The sequence below is a fragment of the Neobacillus pocheonensis genome (assembly GCF_050477905.1).
In the GTDB taxonomy this organism is placed as follows: Bacteria; Bacillota; Bacilli; order Bacillales; family Cytobacillaceae; genus Neobacillus; species Neobacillus pocheonensis_A.
The window spans coordinates 76,104-89,500 of the sequence record NZ_JBCNAD010000038.1 but is presented as its reverse complement, the minus strand read 5'-3'; the positions used below and the strand labels follow the sequence as shown (position 1 = coordinate 89,500).

The following is a 13,397-nucleotide window of genomic DNA, read 5'->3' as shown; positions in this document are numbered from 1 at the left end:
CTTAACTCCCTTTTACTATATGAACTTTTCCATAATGTTGGACGAAGTTTCGTAATAACTCTTTCCCACATGTAGTCATTATCGATTCAGGATGAAATTGCACACCTTCAATTGGCAGCTCCTTATGGCGGATCGCCATGATTTCCCCTTCCTTTGTCCAAGCTGAAATTTCGAAACAATCAGGCAAGGTTTCTTTTTTGACTATAAGAGAGTGATACCTGGTTGCAGGAAAAGGATTGGGAAGTCCTTGAAAAATGGTTTTTCCGTCATGATACATTTCGGAGGTTTTTCCGTGCATCAGCCGCTCGGCCTGTACAACCTCTCCATTGAAGGCCTGTGCAATCGCTTGATGCCCAAGACAAACACCAAAAATCGGCGTTTTCCCTGCGAATGCATCAATAGCCTCTAAACTAATTCCTGCTTCATTCGGACTGCAGGGTCCTGGTGAAACCATTAAGAATTTCGGCTTAAATGCAGCAATTTCTTCGATAGTAGTTTGATCATTTCGTTTTACGACTAATTCCTCACCTAGCTCACCAAGATATTGAACTAAGTTAAAAGTAAATGAATCATAATTATCAATCATAAAAATCATCGTTGCTCACCCTCTGCCAATTCTTTAGCTTTCCATAATGCAGCCGCTTTCTTCAAGGATTCCTTGTATTCATGCTTTGGATTAGAATCAATCACAATTCCAGCTCCTGCTTGTACATGTGCCATCCCGTCTTTTACGAGCATGGTTCGAATGACAATGTTTAATTCTAAATCTCCGCTAAAATCTATCCAACCAAGAGAACCCGTGTAAATTCCCCTTCGAACGGGCTCGAGCTCTTCAATAATTTCCATCGTACGGACTTTAGGAGCACCAGTGATTGTACCGCCGGGGAATACTGCGTCAATAATATCAAAGCTTGATTTATCCTTTGCTAATTCACCTCTTACATTAGACACGATGTGCATCACATGGGAGTATTTTTCAATGACCATAAATTCATCCACTTCGACTGTCCCATATTTGCATACTCTTCCTAAATCATTCCTCTCGAGGTCTACAAGCATCACATGTTCTGCCCGTTCCTTTTCATTTTCGATTAATTCATTTGCAAGTTTTACATCCTCATCATTGTCCTTCCCTCTTGAGCGAGTCCCTGCAATTGGTCTCGTACTAACTTCCGAGCCGTTTTTTTTCACTAAAAGCTCAGGAGAACCACTAACAAGCTGAAAGTCTGGTGTATGAAGATACCCCATATATGGTGATGGGTTTAACGACCTCAATTGTTCATACACATCCATTGCTTCTACTTGAAGCGGTTTGGATTGGCGCACAGCGAGATTGACTTGAAATACGTCCCCCTGTGCAATATAGTGCTGGATCTTTTGAACTGCAGCTTTAAATTCCTCTTCTGTCATTGAAACCTCTAATTGATTTTCATCAATCTTCACAGCTTTAGAAGATACTTCTGTGGCCGATTCTTGAAGCCAGCGCATTTCCCAGGAAGAAAGCTTCTCATCGATATCGTGATCATTTTCAGCCAAAAATAAAAGCCATAAGATATCATTTTCGTGGTCAAAAACAAACCATTCTTTTACGATAAAAAAGTATATGTCTGGTGTTTCTAAATCATCTCTAGCTAATTCAGGTAGGTTTTCTATATTCCGTGCATAATCATAACTGATAAACCCGATTGCTCCTCCTAAAAAGCTAGGAAGCCCTTCTATTTTGTCGACCTTATACTCGTTTATCCATTCCTTCAGTAAATGTAATGGATTACCTGTTATTTTTTCTGTCCCCGAACTATTGATAATCTCCAGCTGATCATTTTTTCCTTTCATGATTGTTTCAGGCTCAAAGGCTGCAATACTGTATCGGCCTCCCCGTCCACTTTCCAATAACACATGATAGTTGCTGTTATGTGCAATTGAGCGAAATTGACGGAAAAACTTCGAATATGAATAAGGTATTTTTTTACTATAAATGTGAAGCTGCGGCAAACTAGTCACTCCCATCCTGTTTCTACTGTTTCATCATACTTTAACTGAAAAAGTTTTTGAAGGTAGAAGAAGTTCTTATTTTAAATAAGAAGGATAAATTAGTGCTCCTGTGGAAAAAAAGGTAATAAGATGAATTATTGGAAAAGTTAGAATTTTTACAAAAGGGGGCTTTTTAATGAAAAAAGAAACCATACTTGTCGTTGAAGATGAAGAAAAGATTGCCAGGCTTCTAGAGCTTGAACTCGAGTATGAGGGATACCAGGTAACAAAAGTGATGGATGGGCTCGAGGCTTTCGATGCCTATCGGTCTGGGAAATGGGATTTGGTTTTACTAGATGTTATGCTTCCCGGCTTAAGTGGAATTGAACTGCTGCGGAGGATCCGCATAAATGATAAACATACTCCCGTATTATTATTAACGGCAAAAGGTTCTGTTGAGGATAAAGTTTCAGGACTTGATTATGGTGCAAATGACTATATTACGAAGCCCTTTCAAATTGAAGAGGTACTGGCGCGGATCCGTGCTGCACTAAGATTCAAAGAAGTGACGGAAGTTGAACAAATTGAGGTAGACACTGACTTGTTGACTTTTGCCGATTTGAAAATTAATCAGAGAACGCGTGAGGTTTACAGAGGTGAAGGCTCAGTCGATTTAACTCCAAGAGAATATGACCTACTTGTTTATTTACTTACCAATAAACGCCAAGTCTTGAATAGGGACCAAATTTTAGAAGCCGTCTGGGGGTATGACTTTTTGGGAGATACGAATGTAGTAGATGTTTACATTCGGTATGTTAGAAAAAAGCTAGACCTTCCAAACATGCCCGCTTTAATACATACCGTTCGTGGTGTTGGTTATGTTTTGAAGGAAGCCAAATGAAGCTAAGTAATAAAATTAATTTATCAACCGCTGTTTTGGTGGCTTTTCTGTTAATTGTTATGAATCTTTCGGTATATCTTACCTTTAGCAAATTAATACTCGATAGTGAGCTAGAAACAGCAAAAAAGGAATTAGAAAAAACAGCTACTGACATAGGTGAATCACTTGGTTCTATTCCAGAAGGAGAACTGCTCCGCTCTTATGTACCTATTAATGGAATGATAGAATTTGTTACAACTGATAACCACCGCTTATCGTCTGTGACAAGTTCAACGGAGCAAAAATTAATTGAGCGAAAAATAAATTTCTTCCAAGCGGAATTGAGTCAATTCATTTCTTATCAGAATCGTACTTATACGTTTGTATCGATGCCAATTATAATGCGGGATGGCAGTGTTGCGAATCTACAAATTACGAAAAGTATTATATCTGCTACAGATAACTTAAAAGTGCTCCGTCTAGTTCTAATCGTTGTGACGTTTCTAGCATTAATTCCTGTCATTATCTCAAGTCGTATTCTGAGTAAACTGATTACGATGCCGGTAACCTCTATGATCAATACGATGACTGAAATTAGACAGAGTGGCCGCTTTAAACGCTTAACCCTTGAGGAAAAGTCAAAGGATGAACTTTTTCAAATGGGTGAAACTTTTAACCATATGATTGATTTACTTGAAACCAACTACGAAAAGCAAAAAATGTTTGTATCCAATGCATCACATGAATTTAAAACTCCATTAACGATTATTGAAAGTTATGCAAGTTTATTAAAAAGAAGAGGTTTAGCAGATCCGGAACTTTTTTCGGAATCCATTGAGGCCATTCATTCTGAAGCAATCCGGATGAAAGAAATGACAGAGCAATTATTGTTACTTGCAAAACACCATGAACAGTGGAACATCCAAAAGGTTCCAATAAATCTTGAAGATTTTTTAAACCAAACTGTAAAAGCATTCCGAAATGGATTTAACAGAGAAATCCACTTAGAACAGGAAAACACTGTTGTTCGACCAATTACGATTGAAACAGATGAAAAGAAATTAAAGCAGCTATTGTTTATTTTTCTTGATAATGCCCGGAAATATAGTGATTACATCATAACTGTTTCATTTGGAGTGGTGGATGGAGATGCGTATGTCAAGATTAGCGATCGAGGAATTGGCATTAGTAATGAAGAACTACCAAAAGTTTTTGATCGTTTTTACCGCGTTGATAAGGTCAGAAATCGAAAAAAAGGCGGGTCTGGCCTTGGACTTTCATTAGCAAAGGAAATCGCAGACGCCATTGGTGCCAGGATACAGCTTGAAAGTAAAGAAGGGGTCGGAACCACTGCTGCTCTTTTTCTAAAAAGATAAAAAAACAACCAATTTCTCAGCATTTTCTAATTTTCGTGTTAGAAAATAGGAGTATGTATATGTGGTGAGGTGAAGAAATGAAAAATAAATTATGGATTTGGCTGTTCTTCTGCTTTTTTATAGCAGGAATTTTCATTACCTGGCAAATGCTTGATCATACGAATGCAAGTGCTCAGCTACTATCCAAACAGGATGCAGAAAAACTCGTGGAAAAACGTTATCAAGGTACGGTAACACAAATTAAGCTTGCCGGCCAACAATATCATCTGAAATTAGAAAAACAAAATTATCTTTATCAGATCAAGATAAATGCGACAAACGGTAAAATTTTATCCTTTCAGAGAATAGAAAATAATTCAGTACCTCAGAATCAACCACCTTCAAGCATATTATCGGAGGAAAAGATAAAAACCATTGTACTAGCTGAGGCAAAGGGAACCATTGCATCTTTAGAAAAATTAGAGAGCAATGGAGAGCCAATATATAAGGCCGTTGTAACCGAAGGGAATAAACAGACAACGATTACAATTAATGCTGTGTCAGGGTCCATCATCTCAAGTACGTCAATAAATATCAATGAGCCCCCAAAGAGGTTAACAGAAGCTGAGGCAGGTAAAATTGCCGCGAAACAAGTAAATGGGATCGTGGACCATATCTGGCTTGAAACCAAGGGAGAGGTCACCTATTACCTTATAAAAGTTAAAACGAAAAACGGGTTGGAAGCGGTTGTGCAAGTTCACGCCATTACAGGCAATGTGCTTTCAGTAACATGGGATGATCACAAAAAGGAAGATAACAATAAAACCGATGATAAAAAATCTGATGATAAAAGCAATGATAATAAAAAAGATGACGACTAATTACCCTTTGAAATAAATTGCAAAGAATCAACATCGACTCTCATTAATTTCTAATGTTTCTCTTCCCTATCCTCTAATCTTCGCTGGATATTCTATCATTGTAGAAACAAATACGAAGGAGGAATTTACAATGAGAAATAAGATAATTGTTGGTGCGTTGTCAGGTTTACTAATTTTGGGTGGTGCAGCATTTGTAAGTGCATCGAAAAATGATACTCGCCCAGATGATTCAAATCATCAAGATGATAAAAAGATCAGTGCATCAGTAAACAGCCAAAGCAAATCTGAAACAACGGTCAATGGGCAAAAGGTTGAAATCGAAACAGAACATGGCAAGAAATATGTTAAGGTTGATCCCAAGGACAGTAATAGCTCACAAACTGCTAGTAAAAATTTAATTTCTTCAGACCAAGCTGCTGAAATTGCAATGAAGACGGTAGACGGTACTGTAAGAGAGATTGAGCAAGAAATTGAGCACGGCAAAATGCAATACAAAGTAGAGTTAACTACTAGCAGCGGAGAAGCCAAGGTACGAATTGACGCAGAGACCGCAAAAGTGGTCAGAGTAGATAAAGATGATCATAAAAATGTGAGCGAAGATAACGATAAATCAGGTGATGGCTCACATCAAAATAGACACAGCGGGGATGATGATAATAAGACTGACGATGGCAGTCACCAAAACAGACATAGCGGCGATGATGATAACTAACTTTTTGATAGTTTAAAATGGTTTAAAGTGAAGAGGCCCTATCCAAATGGATTGGGCTTCTTTTTATTTATCGAAATTCTAAATTGTTTTATAGAAATGCTATAATAATATTTATTTAACTTATCTATTATATCAATTGGATTAAATCGATTTTTTATATAGATGGCGGTGTTAACATGGATTTACATCAGTTGTATGTATTTACAAAGGTTGTAGAGCATAAAAGCTTTTCGAAAGCAGCAGAGGATATTTTTTTAAGCCAATCCACGGTAAGTTCTCATATACATTCATTAGAAAAGACTTTGAATGTTACTCTTTTTGACCGTGTGGGACGGGAAAGCGTCCTAACCCCTTATGGAGAGCGATTGTACCAATGGGCACTTAAAATTTTGTTCTTAAAAGACCAAGCGTTATTGGACTTAAATCAAGGAATGACAGAATTACAGGGAATGATTCGGATTTCAGCAAGTTCTGTTCCAGGTCAATTTCTAGTCCCTAGGATGGTAAAACAATTTAGAGAGCAATTTCCTTATGCACGATTTCATATTAATCAATCCTCTTCCAAAACTGTTGCTGATCAGGTCCTTAATGGGTCCGTTGATATGGGGATATTAGGAGAAAAATATGAACATGATAAGCTCCATTTTATTCCTTTATTAAAAGAAAAATTAGTACTAATTACTTCAAATCAAGTTCCCATTATGGAAAAACTCGACATTCATGACATCACGAAGTACCCATTTGTTATGAGGAATCCAAGTTCAGGGACGAACGCATCGATTGAAAGGTTTTTAAGGAAAAATAAAATTCAAAAAGAAGATATGAATATTATTGCCTATACTGATAGCGTCCAGAGCATTATACAATTTGTCATGGAGGATATCGGTGTCTCCATTATTTCAGAAGTCGCTGCAAAAGAATTTGCAAAACAGAGCTCGATAAAAATGTATGTGCTTGATGATTTCACTGAAGAGAGGTATTTCTATCTAGTATATAATCAAAATAAGACCCTATCTCTGATTTCTAAGTTATTCATCGAGAAAGTTACCCAATTTGCAATAAACTAAAAAACAGAATGAAGCCCATATCCACATGAAGGATAGGGCTTCATTTTTTTAGTAGTAAATACATTAGTCAATGAATTAGGAAATTTTCTTAAGCTCTTCTGTTAACTTTAGGAATAATTCCTTGTTCCCTTCTTGTAAAGTTTGGTCGATTTCCTTGCGGATCTTCTCCCTTTTAAATTCAATCAGGACATGGTTTAGGAACATCTCTGCAACAACAGTATCTGTATGTTCATCCGAATGTTGTGGTGAATTTAGTAACTTCTTTTCCATGGAAATCAACTCCTTGAGCTTTTTTTTATTATACAGTTAGTTTTCTAAAAATTCAAACATTTTATTTCAAAAAAGGCAAAAAAAGTTGGAAATAATGAAAAAGGTGAAAATCTTAAAATGAATTGCCATGAATTTATTGGTGTAAGGATGCAAAATTAGGGAACATTAATTTCAACTATTATTGATGGAATTGGAGGATGAGATTGATGGAACAGGATGTATTAACCGGTTATCATCCGGTAAATAACATTAATGTTTATTATGAATTTTATCCTAAACCATCTTCGGACAAAACATTCGTTCTACTGCATGGTTTTCTTTCTTCCACCTTTACATTTCGTCATTTAATTTCGTTGCTCAAAAAAGAATATCAAGTGTTATCCGTTGATCTTCCCCCTTTTGGGAAAAGCGCTAAATGTAATCGCTACGTATACTCTTATAAAAATTTAGCTCAAACCGTGATTAAACTTACGGAGTATTTTGGCTTAAAAAAGATGACCTTTATCGGTCATTCAATGGGCGGACAAATTGTTTTGAATATTCTTCATATGATGCCAGAACTTGCTGACAAGGCCATCCTATTATGCAGTTCGGCGTATCTAAAACGCTCTAAACTGCCATTAATCCTAACAAGTTACCTTCCCTATTTTCACCTTTTTGTGAAGTATTGGTTCGCACGGACTGGAGTGAGAAAAAATCTTCAAGATGCACTTTATAATCACTCAATCATTAATGATGAAATGATTAACGGCTACTTGCAGCCGTTTTTACAGGATGAAATATTTGTTGCCCTTACTAGAATGATTCGGGACCGCGAGGGCGATCTTCCTCCGAAAATTCTAAAGCAAATCAAAACTCCCTGTCTACTCCTTTGGGGGGACCATGACAAATCAATGCCCCTTACCGTTGGCGAGAAACTAAACAAAGATCTGGCCAACTCTGAATTAATTGTCTTAAAAGAAACGGGTCACGCTCTCCCCGAAGAAAGACCCAACGAAATTTTTGATTATATAAAGAGCTTTTCAGCTAAATTTCAAACTGCTGTCGAATAGTGTCCACCCCTATTTCTTGTAAAAATATAAAAACCACCAACCGGTGGTTTTTTGATTCCTGTTAGCTTTTTATTTAAACCAGCCTTTTTCCTTTGATTGCGTAATCGCTTCAATACGATTTTTAACTTCCAGTTTATCTAAAATGATGGAAATATAGTTCCGAACGGTTCCAGTTTTAATGCTGAGCTCCTCTGCAATTTCCTTGGTATTCTTACCATCGGCAACAAGTTCTAACACTTCTTTTTCCCGGTCAGTTAAAGGATTTTCTTCACCATAGACATCATCCATTAATTCAGGTGCATAAATACGTCTGCCTGCCATTACACTGCGTATGGAGTTCGCAAGCTCTTCACTTGGGCTGTCTTTCAATAAATACCCGCTGACACCAGCCTTTAAAGCTCGCTGAAAATAGCCTGTTCGTGCAAAAGTTGTTAAGATAATTACCTTACACCCAAGACCCTTAATGTCTTCCGCTGCTTCAAGTCCACTCTTCCCAGGCATTTCAATATCCATTATGCAAACATCAGGCTTGAATTTTTTCACCAGTGCGACTGCTTCTTCTCCATTAGAGGCTTTTCCGATTACTTCCATATCATCTTCCAAATTAAGCAGAGATCCAAAGGCTCCCAGCAGCATTTGCTGATCTTCAGCGATAACGATTTGAATCATTTCCGCTCCTCCTTATCTAATTCCGGCTTCACATCATTTGGCACTCTAATGTTTAATACTGTTCCATCGCTAGTCACAAGTTCAAGACTGCCATTAATAAACTCAAGTCGTTCCTTCATTCCAATCAGTCCATGCCCTTCAGCTTTGAAACTTTCTTCAACCTTAAATATACCATCATCACGAACTGTTAATACAATGTCCTTCCACGATTGCTCAATGGAAACATAACAGGACGAGGCACCGCTATGTTTGACAACATTATTGACGGCCTCTTTCAAACACATACTTAATATATTCTCCGTCAGTAATGAAACATTCGTTAAATTGAATTCGCCTTCACAAACACATTGAATTTGAGCCGCCTTGAGCATTTGCTTAACCTGAAGAATTTCATCCTTTAACCGAATACCGCGCATTGAGGAGACCATTTTTCTTACCTCGCTTAACGCCGTCCGTGCCGTTTGCTGAACATCCTTCAATTCATTACGTGCTTGTTCAGGGTCTTTTGTGATTAATTTCCTTGCCAAATCCGTCTTCAAGCCAATTAAGGAAAGCTTTTGTCCTAATGTATCATGAAGGTCCCGGGCAATCCGCTGCCGCTCCTCCATTTTGACCAACTCAGAAATTTTCTTATTCGCATCCTCCAGTTTTTCTTCTAGTTGCCCCCTCTCCTTCCGATTATAAATGCTAAAAGGAAGGAGGATAACGCTAATCCAGATGATAATGACAAAAGGTAATTGCTGTAAAAACAACTTTTCCTGCATCACAATACTGTAATTGATCGATGCCGAGGTACTGAGTAAATGAATAAAATACAAGGTTAAAAAAGGTACTCGGTCTTTAATGTTGCCAATAAAATATGCAAGGAAAAAAGCAAAATAAACATAACTGAAAAGACTGGTGGCAGTTATCGAAATCCCAATAAGAATTAACGTCCAAAGATAAACCGGCCATCCTTTTGAAATAAAGGCAATCCGATAAAGGATAAAGAATATCAGCGTAAGCAAGATCCCCACAACAATTTCGATTGTGGAGGGAGATTGAAAAATAAAGTAAAAGGGTAATATACAGAGAACCGTCCAAATATATGGAGCAATCCCATTATTTTTTTGGAAAGTCATATACTTTTTTATCATGGATTGGACCTCATTTTCATAATACTTACCTTATTCCTTAATCTTAACGTAAAGTCCCTTCATTTGGAAAGAAAACAAAAAACTCTACTGTCAAAACGACAGCAGAGTTTTTATAAAGGACTTTAATTTGTACTAACTAATACTTTCCCGCTCTCTTCAAGGCGACGAGCTAATTTTTTGTGGCTGTTTCTTGCAGCCTTTACATATTCATCAGAAACTTTCTCCCAGCCATTGCGGCGCTCTCTCGTATAATTCACATAATTTTCACTACCTTCAACAAAATTTTCTTCAAATCGTTGAAGCAGGTCTAATCCAGCTGCAAGTGGGGCCATGGTTAGTTGCTCGATACGTTCAGTTACCTCACCGAATTGATCCTTCAATTCTGGGCGTACAGCTTGTGTTTCTTCCACTCTTTTTACCAAACTGCTTGATACCCCTTTAACAAGCTCTGAACTTGTCTGTCTTGAAGTTTGAAAAAGACTGGCAAGTGAACCTCTAAATTCTTGATTAAATTTGACTACTTCTTTTACTGCATTAAGATAGGCTTCTTCTCTTCTTTCACGCATTTTTCTCGAGCGGTTTAAAGATTGCTCATATTGATTCCATAATGTGTCTACAAATCGATTAGAATCTAATGCTGCTTCTTGTTCCACTTTCTTTGTCGTACTCATTTTCTAACCCTCTCCTTTTTATTTGGTTCCCTGGATTGGAACGTTCTTACACCGTATGTATTTTCTTAGCTAGTCTATATATGTAATTTACACCTATGTGTTATAATCTGTCAATACTGATTATATAATAAAATAATCGGAATTTTATAAATGTTTATACCTTAGCAATGTTGGAAACATAGATTATTATAAAAAACTTGAGGAGGAATGTGTTTTGAGCGAAGTATTTAAAAGCTGCTCCGGAATTCCCTATTTACGCCTTGGTACAGGTGAGCCATTAGTTTTTATCCACGGTCTTGGAGAGATAAAGGAAGGTTGGTCTAATCAGTTCGAATTTGCCGATCAGTTTGACCTAATCATTCCCGATTTAAGGGGACATGGTGAGTATCACTCACCTGGTGAAATATCAATTAAAAATTTTGCCTACGACATTATTTCACTTTTGAGAGGTCTTGAAATTGAAAGCGCCCACATTTGTGGTCTATCAATGGGAGGCATGGTAGCGCAGGAAATTTATCGTCAGGCCCCTGAAATGTGCCGTTCCTTAATGCTTGTCAGCACCTTCCATTATGCACCAAAACAGCTCGGAAAATTATTCTTGAAATTCAGGGAAGCCCGTGCAGAAAATAAATCTCCAGACGATCTAAGAGAAACGGCAGCAAAGATTTGCCTTTACTCATGGTCAAAAGAAAATTTTGATCACTTTTATCAATTTTACAAACCAAATAGTGAATATTATTATAAATCGATGGAGGCATGTCTAAAAGTTAATAATATAAGTCTTCTTCCTAAAATTAAAGTTCCAACCTTAATCATTGGCGGACAATATGATTCCGTCATCCCAGTTTGGGTCCAATTACTGATGCATAAACAAATTCGCCACTCAGAGTTTGTTATTTTCAGAAATACTGGACATATTGCAAAGCTGGAAGCGAAGGAAGCCTTCAACGAAGTACTTCGCAACTTTTTAAATAAACACAAAAAAGCTAGTTAGGGGAAGGAATTCATTCCTTCCTCCTCCCAATTGCTCATAATTAATTTATTTACTTGTACTGACTCTTATTACAGAATAATTTTATAGTGGATTAGATCGTTTTGAAGCCCATTGATCCACAATACCAGCAAATATACCTGTCAAGGCTAAACTGACATGTCCACCCTCAACAACATTATAGGTTTTATCCTCGCTCGACACTAATTCCATCATCGGTTTACTTTGGTCTTCTAAAATTAAATTATCTCTAGATCCTACTACAACATAAAGATTTGCCTTAATATTTTTCAGATCCACTTTTTTATTTCCAATCATGAATTCCCCTTTTACTAACTTGTTCTCTTTAAAAAGGTCATTCGCTAATTGGCGATATGCCTCTCCAGCAAAAGGGACCTGGTCAATCGTCCATTTATTCATTCGGCGCCATTTATCTACATATCGTTGATCATGCGCTCGATTTAAAAGCATGGTATAGTTTGTAAAGTAAACTGGCGCTCCAATAGCTCTAAACATACCCTCTACCATCTTTGGAGGGACGATTCCAAAAACATCAATTAAACGGTCAATATTAACATCGCCATTTTTCATACCTTCAGCCCATTTATCTGGTCCAATAAATGGTTCAAAATCAATTGGAACAGTTGCAACAATTAAATTTTTAATTGGTTCTTCCGCAATGGCTGCATAAATGGATGCGATCGTACCACCTAAACAATATCCTACTAGTGTAATTTCTTCGGCTCCTGAGTGGCGAATAGCGCGCTTAACAGCTGTCCTTAAATATTTCTCGATATAGGTGTCCAAACCAATCTTCTTATCCTCATATCCTGGTGCACCCCAATCTAATAAATAGACATCATAGCCCATATTAGTTAGGTTTTCTAAAACGCTAGCCTTTGGGGCAATATCTAAAATGTATGGCTTATTAAATAGGGAATATACGAAAAATAACGGAATACTATATTTTTTCTGTTTAGCCGGATAATGCCATAATACAGATTTATTTTTTCTCCATACTTCGTTTCTAGGTGTATGACCGACCTTTGGCTCGGGTTCACTTAAAAGCTTAAACATTTGTCCCCAGCGTTTCATTTCTTTCTCATAATTCCAATTTGGAATTAAGTTTTTTAAAGGTGTTTCTGTCGCCACGCTTTTCCCTCCCTTTTATTATTATTTAGAAGATCCTGCCCCAGTTAACACTGGTTCTGCAGCTTTGTCTTTTTCAATGAGCCCCTTAAGTGCCGCAAATTCTTCTTTAAAATCTTGTAATTTCATAAGCTCAAATTTCATTTCTTGAAGCTCTGCATGTAAACTCTTTGTATCGTCAATTTCTTTTTTCGATTTTATTAATTCTGTTTTTAGCTGTTTTGTTAATTTAATGATTTCTTTTGATACTTCTACAACACTTTCAATTTCTTTGCTTTGAGACTTCATGGATTCCTGCAGTTCCCAAATTTGTTCCTCAAGCGCATCGATTTTATCCTCAGTTTGAACGGCTAAGGTTGCCACATTTGCGACGTCATTTTTAGTAGGTAAATTTAATACACCTGCCATTGCTTCTTGATTCTTTTTAAATGCTTCCATATAGCGCGATTGCATTTCAGTCCCGAAATTGGTCATTTTGACATATTCTTTGTTATTTGTCCAAAGATAGATAAAATCATTTATTTGCTTTTCCCACAATTGACTAAACTTGTGAAATGACTCATATGGATCGTATGATTTTTTATCCGACATTT

Annotated in this window: 15 protein-coding genes; 7 read left to right on the top strand and 8 right to left on the bottom strand. The window is 37.0% G+C overall.

Features of this window, described 5'->3' with window-relative positions:
* Position 1: 1 nt before the first annotated feature.
* Positions 2-595, bottom strand: a complete 594-nt coding sequence (gene pabA / locus ABES02_RS20705; RefSeq protein WP_430139185.1) for an aminodeoxychorismate/anthranilate synthase component II — start codon at positions 593-595, stop codon at positions 2-4.
* On the bottom strand, positions 592-1,992 hold the full coding sequence (gene pabB, locus ABES02_RS20700; protein ID WP_430139183.1) for an aminodeoxychorismate synthase, component I: 1,401 nt from the start codon (positions 1,990-1,992) through the stop codon (positions 592-594). Before pabB ends, pabA begins: the two co-directional genes overlap by 4 nt.
* Before the next feature lie 175 nt (positions 1,993-2,167).
* On the opposite strand from pabB, the gene ABES02_RS20695 reads away from it, so the two are divergent.
* From ABES02_RS20695 to ABES02_RS20675, 5 genes are all read left to right on the top strand, one after another.
* Entirely contained in the window at positions 2,168-2,872 is a 705-nt protein-coding gene (locus tag ABES02_RS20695) for a response regulator transcription factor (RefSeq protein ID WP_430139181.1), read from the top strand.
* A complete protein-coding gene (locus ABES02_RS20690) occupies positions 2,869-4,227 on the top strand; it encodes a sensor histidine kinase (protein WP_430139179.1) in 1,359 nt (452 codons plus the stop codon). Before ABES02_RS20695 ends, ABES02_RS20690 begins: the two co-directional genes overlap by 4 nt.
* 77 nt (positions 4,228-4,304) lie before the next feature.
* Positions 4,305-5,087, top strand: a complete 783-nt coding sequence (locus ABES02_RS20685; RefSeq protein WP_430139177.1) for a PepSY domain-containing protein — start codon at positions 4,305-4,307, stop codon at positions 5,085-5,087.
* 130 nt (positions 5,088-5,217) lie between these two features.
* Positions 5,218-5,799, top strand: coding sequence for a PepSY domain-containing protein (locus ABES02_RS20680; RefSeq protein WP_430139175.1), 582 nt, complete (start codon positions 5,218-5,220; stop codon positions 5,797-5,799).
* Positions 5,800-5,975: 176 nt separating this feature from the next.
* Complete coding sequence (locus tag ABES02_RS20675) at positions 5,976-6,866, top strand: selenium metabolism-associated LysR family transcriptional regulator (RefSeq protein ID WP_430139173.1); 891 nt, start codon at positions 5,976-5,978, stop codon at positions 6,864-6,866.
* Positions 6,867-6,941: 75 nt separating this feature from the next.
* Here ABES02_RS20675 and ABES02_RS20670 read toward each other — a convergent pair whose 3' ends face one another.
* Entirely contained in the window at positions 6,942-7,136 is a 195-nt protein-coding gene (locus tag ABES02_RS20670; RefSeq protein ID WP_430139171.1) for an IDEAL domain-containing protein, read from the bottom strand.
* A 206-nt stretch (positions 7,137-7,342) separates the two neighbouring features.
* Here ABES02_RS20670 and ABES02_RS20665 point away from each other — a divergent pair, with 206 nt between their 5' ends.
* A complete protein-coding gene (locus tag ABES02_RS20665; protein WP_430139169.1) occupies positions 7,343-8,188 on the top strand; it encodes an alpha/beta fold hydrolase in 846 nt (281 codons plus the stop codon).
* Between the two features lie 69 nt (positions 8,189-8,257).
* On the opposite strand, the gene ABES02_RS20660 is transcribed toward ABES02_RS20665, so the two are convergent.
* From ABES02_RS20660 to ABES02_RS20650, 3 genes are all read right to left on the bottom strand, one after another.
* Positions 8,258-8,857, bottom strand: coding sequence for a response regulator (locus ABES02_RS20660; RefSeq protein ID WP_430139167.1), 600 nt, complete (start codon positions 8,855-8,857; stop codon positions 8,258-8,260).
* Complete coding sequence (locus ABES02_RS20655) at positions 8,854-9,993, bottom strand: sensor histidine kinase (RefSeq protein WP_430139165.1); 1,140 nt, start codon at positions 9,991-9,993, stop codon at positions 8,854-8,856. Before ABES02_RS20655 ends, ABES02_RS20660 begins: the two co-directional genes overlap by 4 nt.
* 122 nt (positions 9,994-10,115) lie before the next feature.
* Positions 10,116-10,664, bottom strand: coding sequence for a hypothetical protein (locus ABES02_RS20650; protein ID WP_430139163.1), 549 nt, complete (start codon positions 10,662-10,664; stop codon positions 10,116-10,118).
* 214 nt (positions 10,665-10,878) lie between these two features.
* On the opposite strand from ABES02_RS20650, the gene ABES02_RS20645 reads away from it, so the two are divergent.
* Positions 10,879-11,658 carry an alpha/beta fold hydrolase gene (locus tag ABES02_RS20645; protein WP_430139161.1) on the top strand — a complete coding sequence of 260 codons (780 nt, stop codon included), beginning with the start codon at positions 10,879-10,881 and terminating at the stop codon, positions 11,656-11,658.
* Between the two features lie 81 nt (positions 11,659-11,739).
* Here the strand turns inward: ABES02_RS20645 and ABES02_RS20640 are convergent, their stop codons facing one another.
* Together ABES02_RS20640 and ABES02_RS20635 are read right to left on the bottom strand one after the other, a co-directional pair.
* Positions 11,740-12,807 (bottom strand): alpha/beta fold hydrolase, encoded by a 1,068-nt coding sequence (locus ABES02_RS20640; protein ID WP_430139159.1) that lies wholly within the window; start codon positions 12,805-12,807, stop codon positions 11,740-11,742.
* Between the two features lie 21 nt (positions 12,808-12,828).
* The gene (locus tag ABES02_RS20635) at positions 12,829-13,395 is read right to left on the bottom strand and encodes a polyhydroxyalkanoate biosynthesis repressor PhaR (protein WP_430139157.1); all 567 of its coding nucleotides are present in this window, start codon (positions 13,393-13,395) and stop codon (positions 12,829-12,831) included.
* Positions 13,396-13,397 lie beyond the last annotated feature (2 nt).

Bases quoted from the DNA above. Each gene is read 5' to 3' on its own strand.
- pabA (WP_430139185.1), bottom strand. From the start codon at position 595: ATGATTTTTATGATTGATAATTATGATTCATTTACTTTTAACTTAGTT.
- ABES02_RS20695 (WP_430139181.1), top strand. From the start codon at position 2,168: ATGAAAAAAGAAACCATACTTGTCGTTGAAGATGAAGAAAAGATTGCC.
- ABES02_RS20690 (WP_430139179.1), top strand. From the start codon at position 2,869: ATGAAGCTAAGTAATAAAATTAATTTATCAACCGCTGTTTTGGTGGCT.
- ABES02_RS20685 (WP_430139177.1), top strand. From the start codon at position 4,305: ATGAAAAATAAATTATGGATTTGGCTGTTCTTCTGCTTTTTTATAGCA.
- ABES02_RS20680 (WP_430139175.1), top strand. From the start codon at position 5,218: ATGAGAAATAAGATAATTGTTGGTGCGTTGTCAGGTTTACTAATTTTG.
- ABES02_RS20675 (WP_430139173.1), top strand. From the start codon at position 5,976: ATGGATTTACATCAGTTGTATGTATTTACAAAGGTTGTAGAGCATAAA.
- ABES02_RS20670 (WP_430139171.1), bottom strand. From the start codon at position 7,136: ATGGAAAAGAAGTTACTAAATTCACCACAACATTCGGATGAACATACA.
- ABES02_RS20665 (WP_430139169.1), top strand. From the start codon at position 7,343: ATGGAACAGGATGTATTAACCGGTTATCATCCGGTAAATAACATTAAT.
- ABES02_RS20660 (WP_430139167.1), bottom strand. From the start codon at position 8,857: ATGATTCAAATCGTTATCGCTGAAGATCAGCAAATGCTGCTGGGAGCC.
- ABES02_RS20655 (WP_430139165.1), bottom strand. From the start codon at position 9,993: ATGATAAAAAAGTATATGACTTTCCAAAAAAATAATGGGATTGCTCCA.
- ABES02_RS20650 (WP_430139163.1), bottom strand. From the start codon at position 10,664: ATGAGTACGACAAAGAAAGTGGAACAAGAAGCAGCATTAGATTCTAAT.
- ABES02_RS20635 (WP_430139157.1), bottom strand. From the start codon at position 13,395: ATGTCGGATAAAAAATCATACGATCCATATGAGTCATTTCACAAGTTT.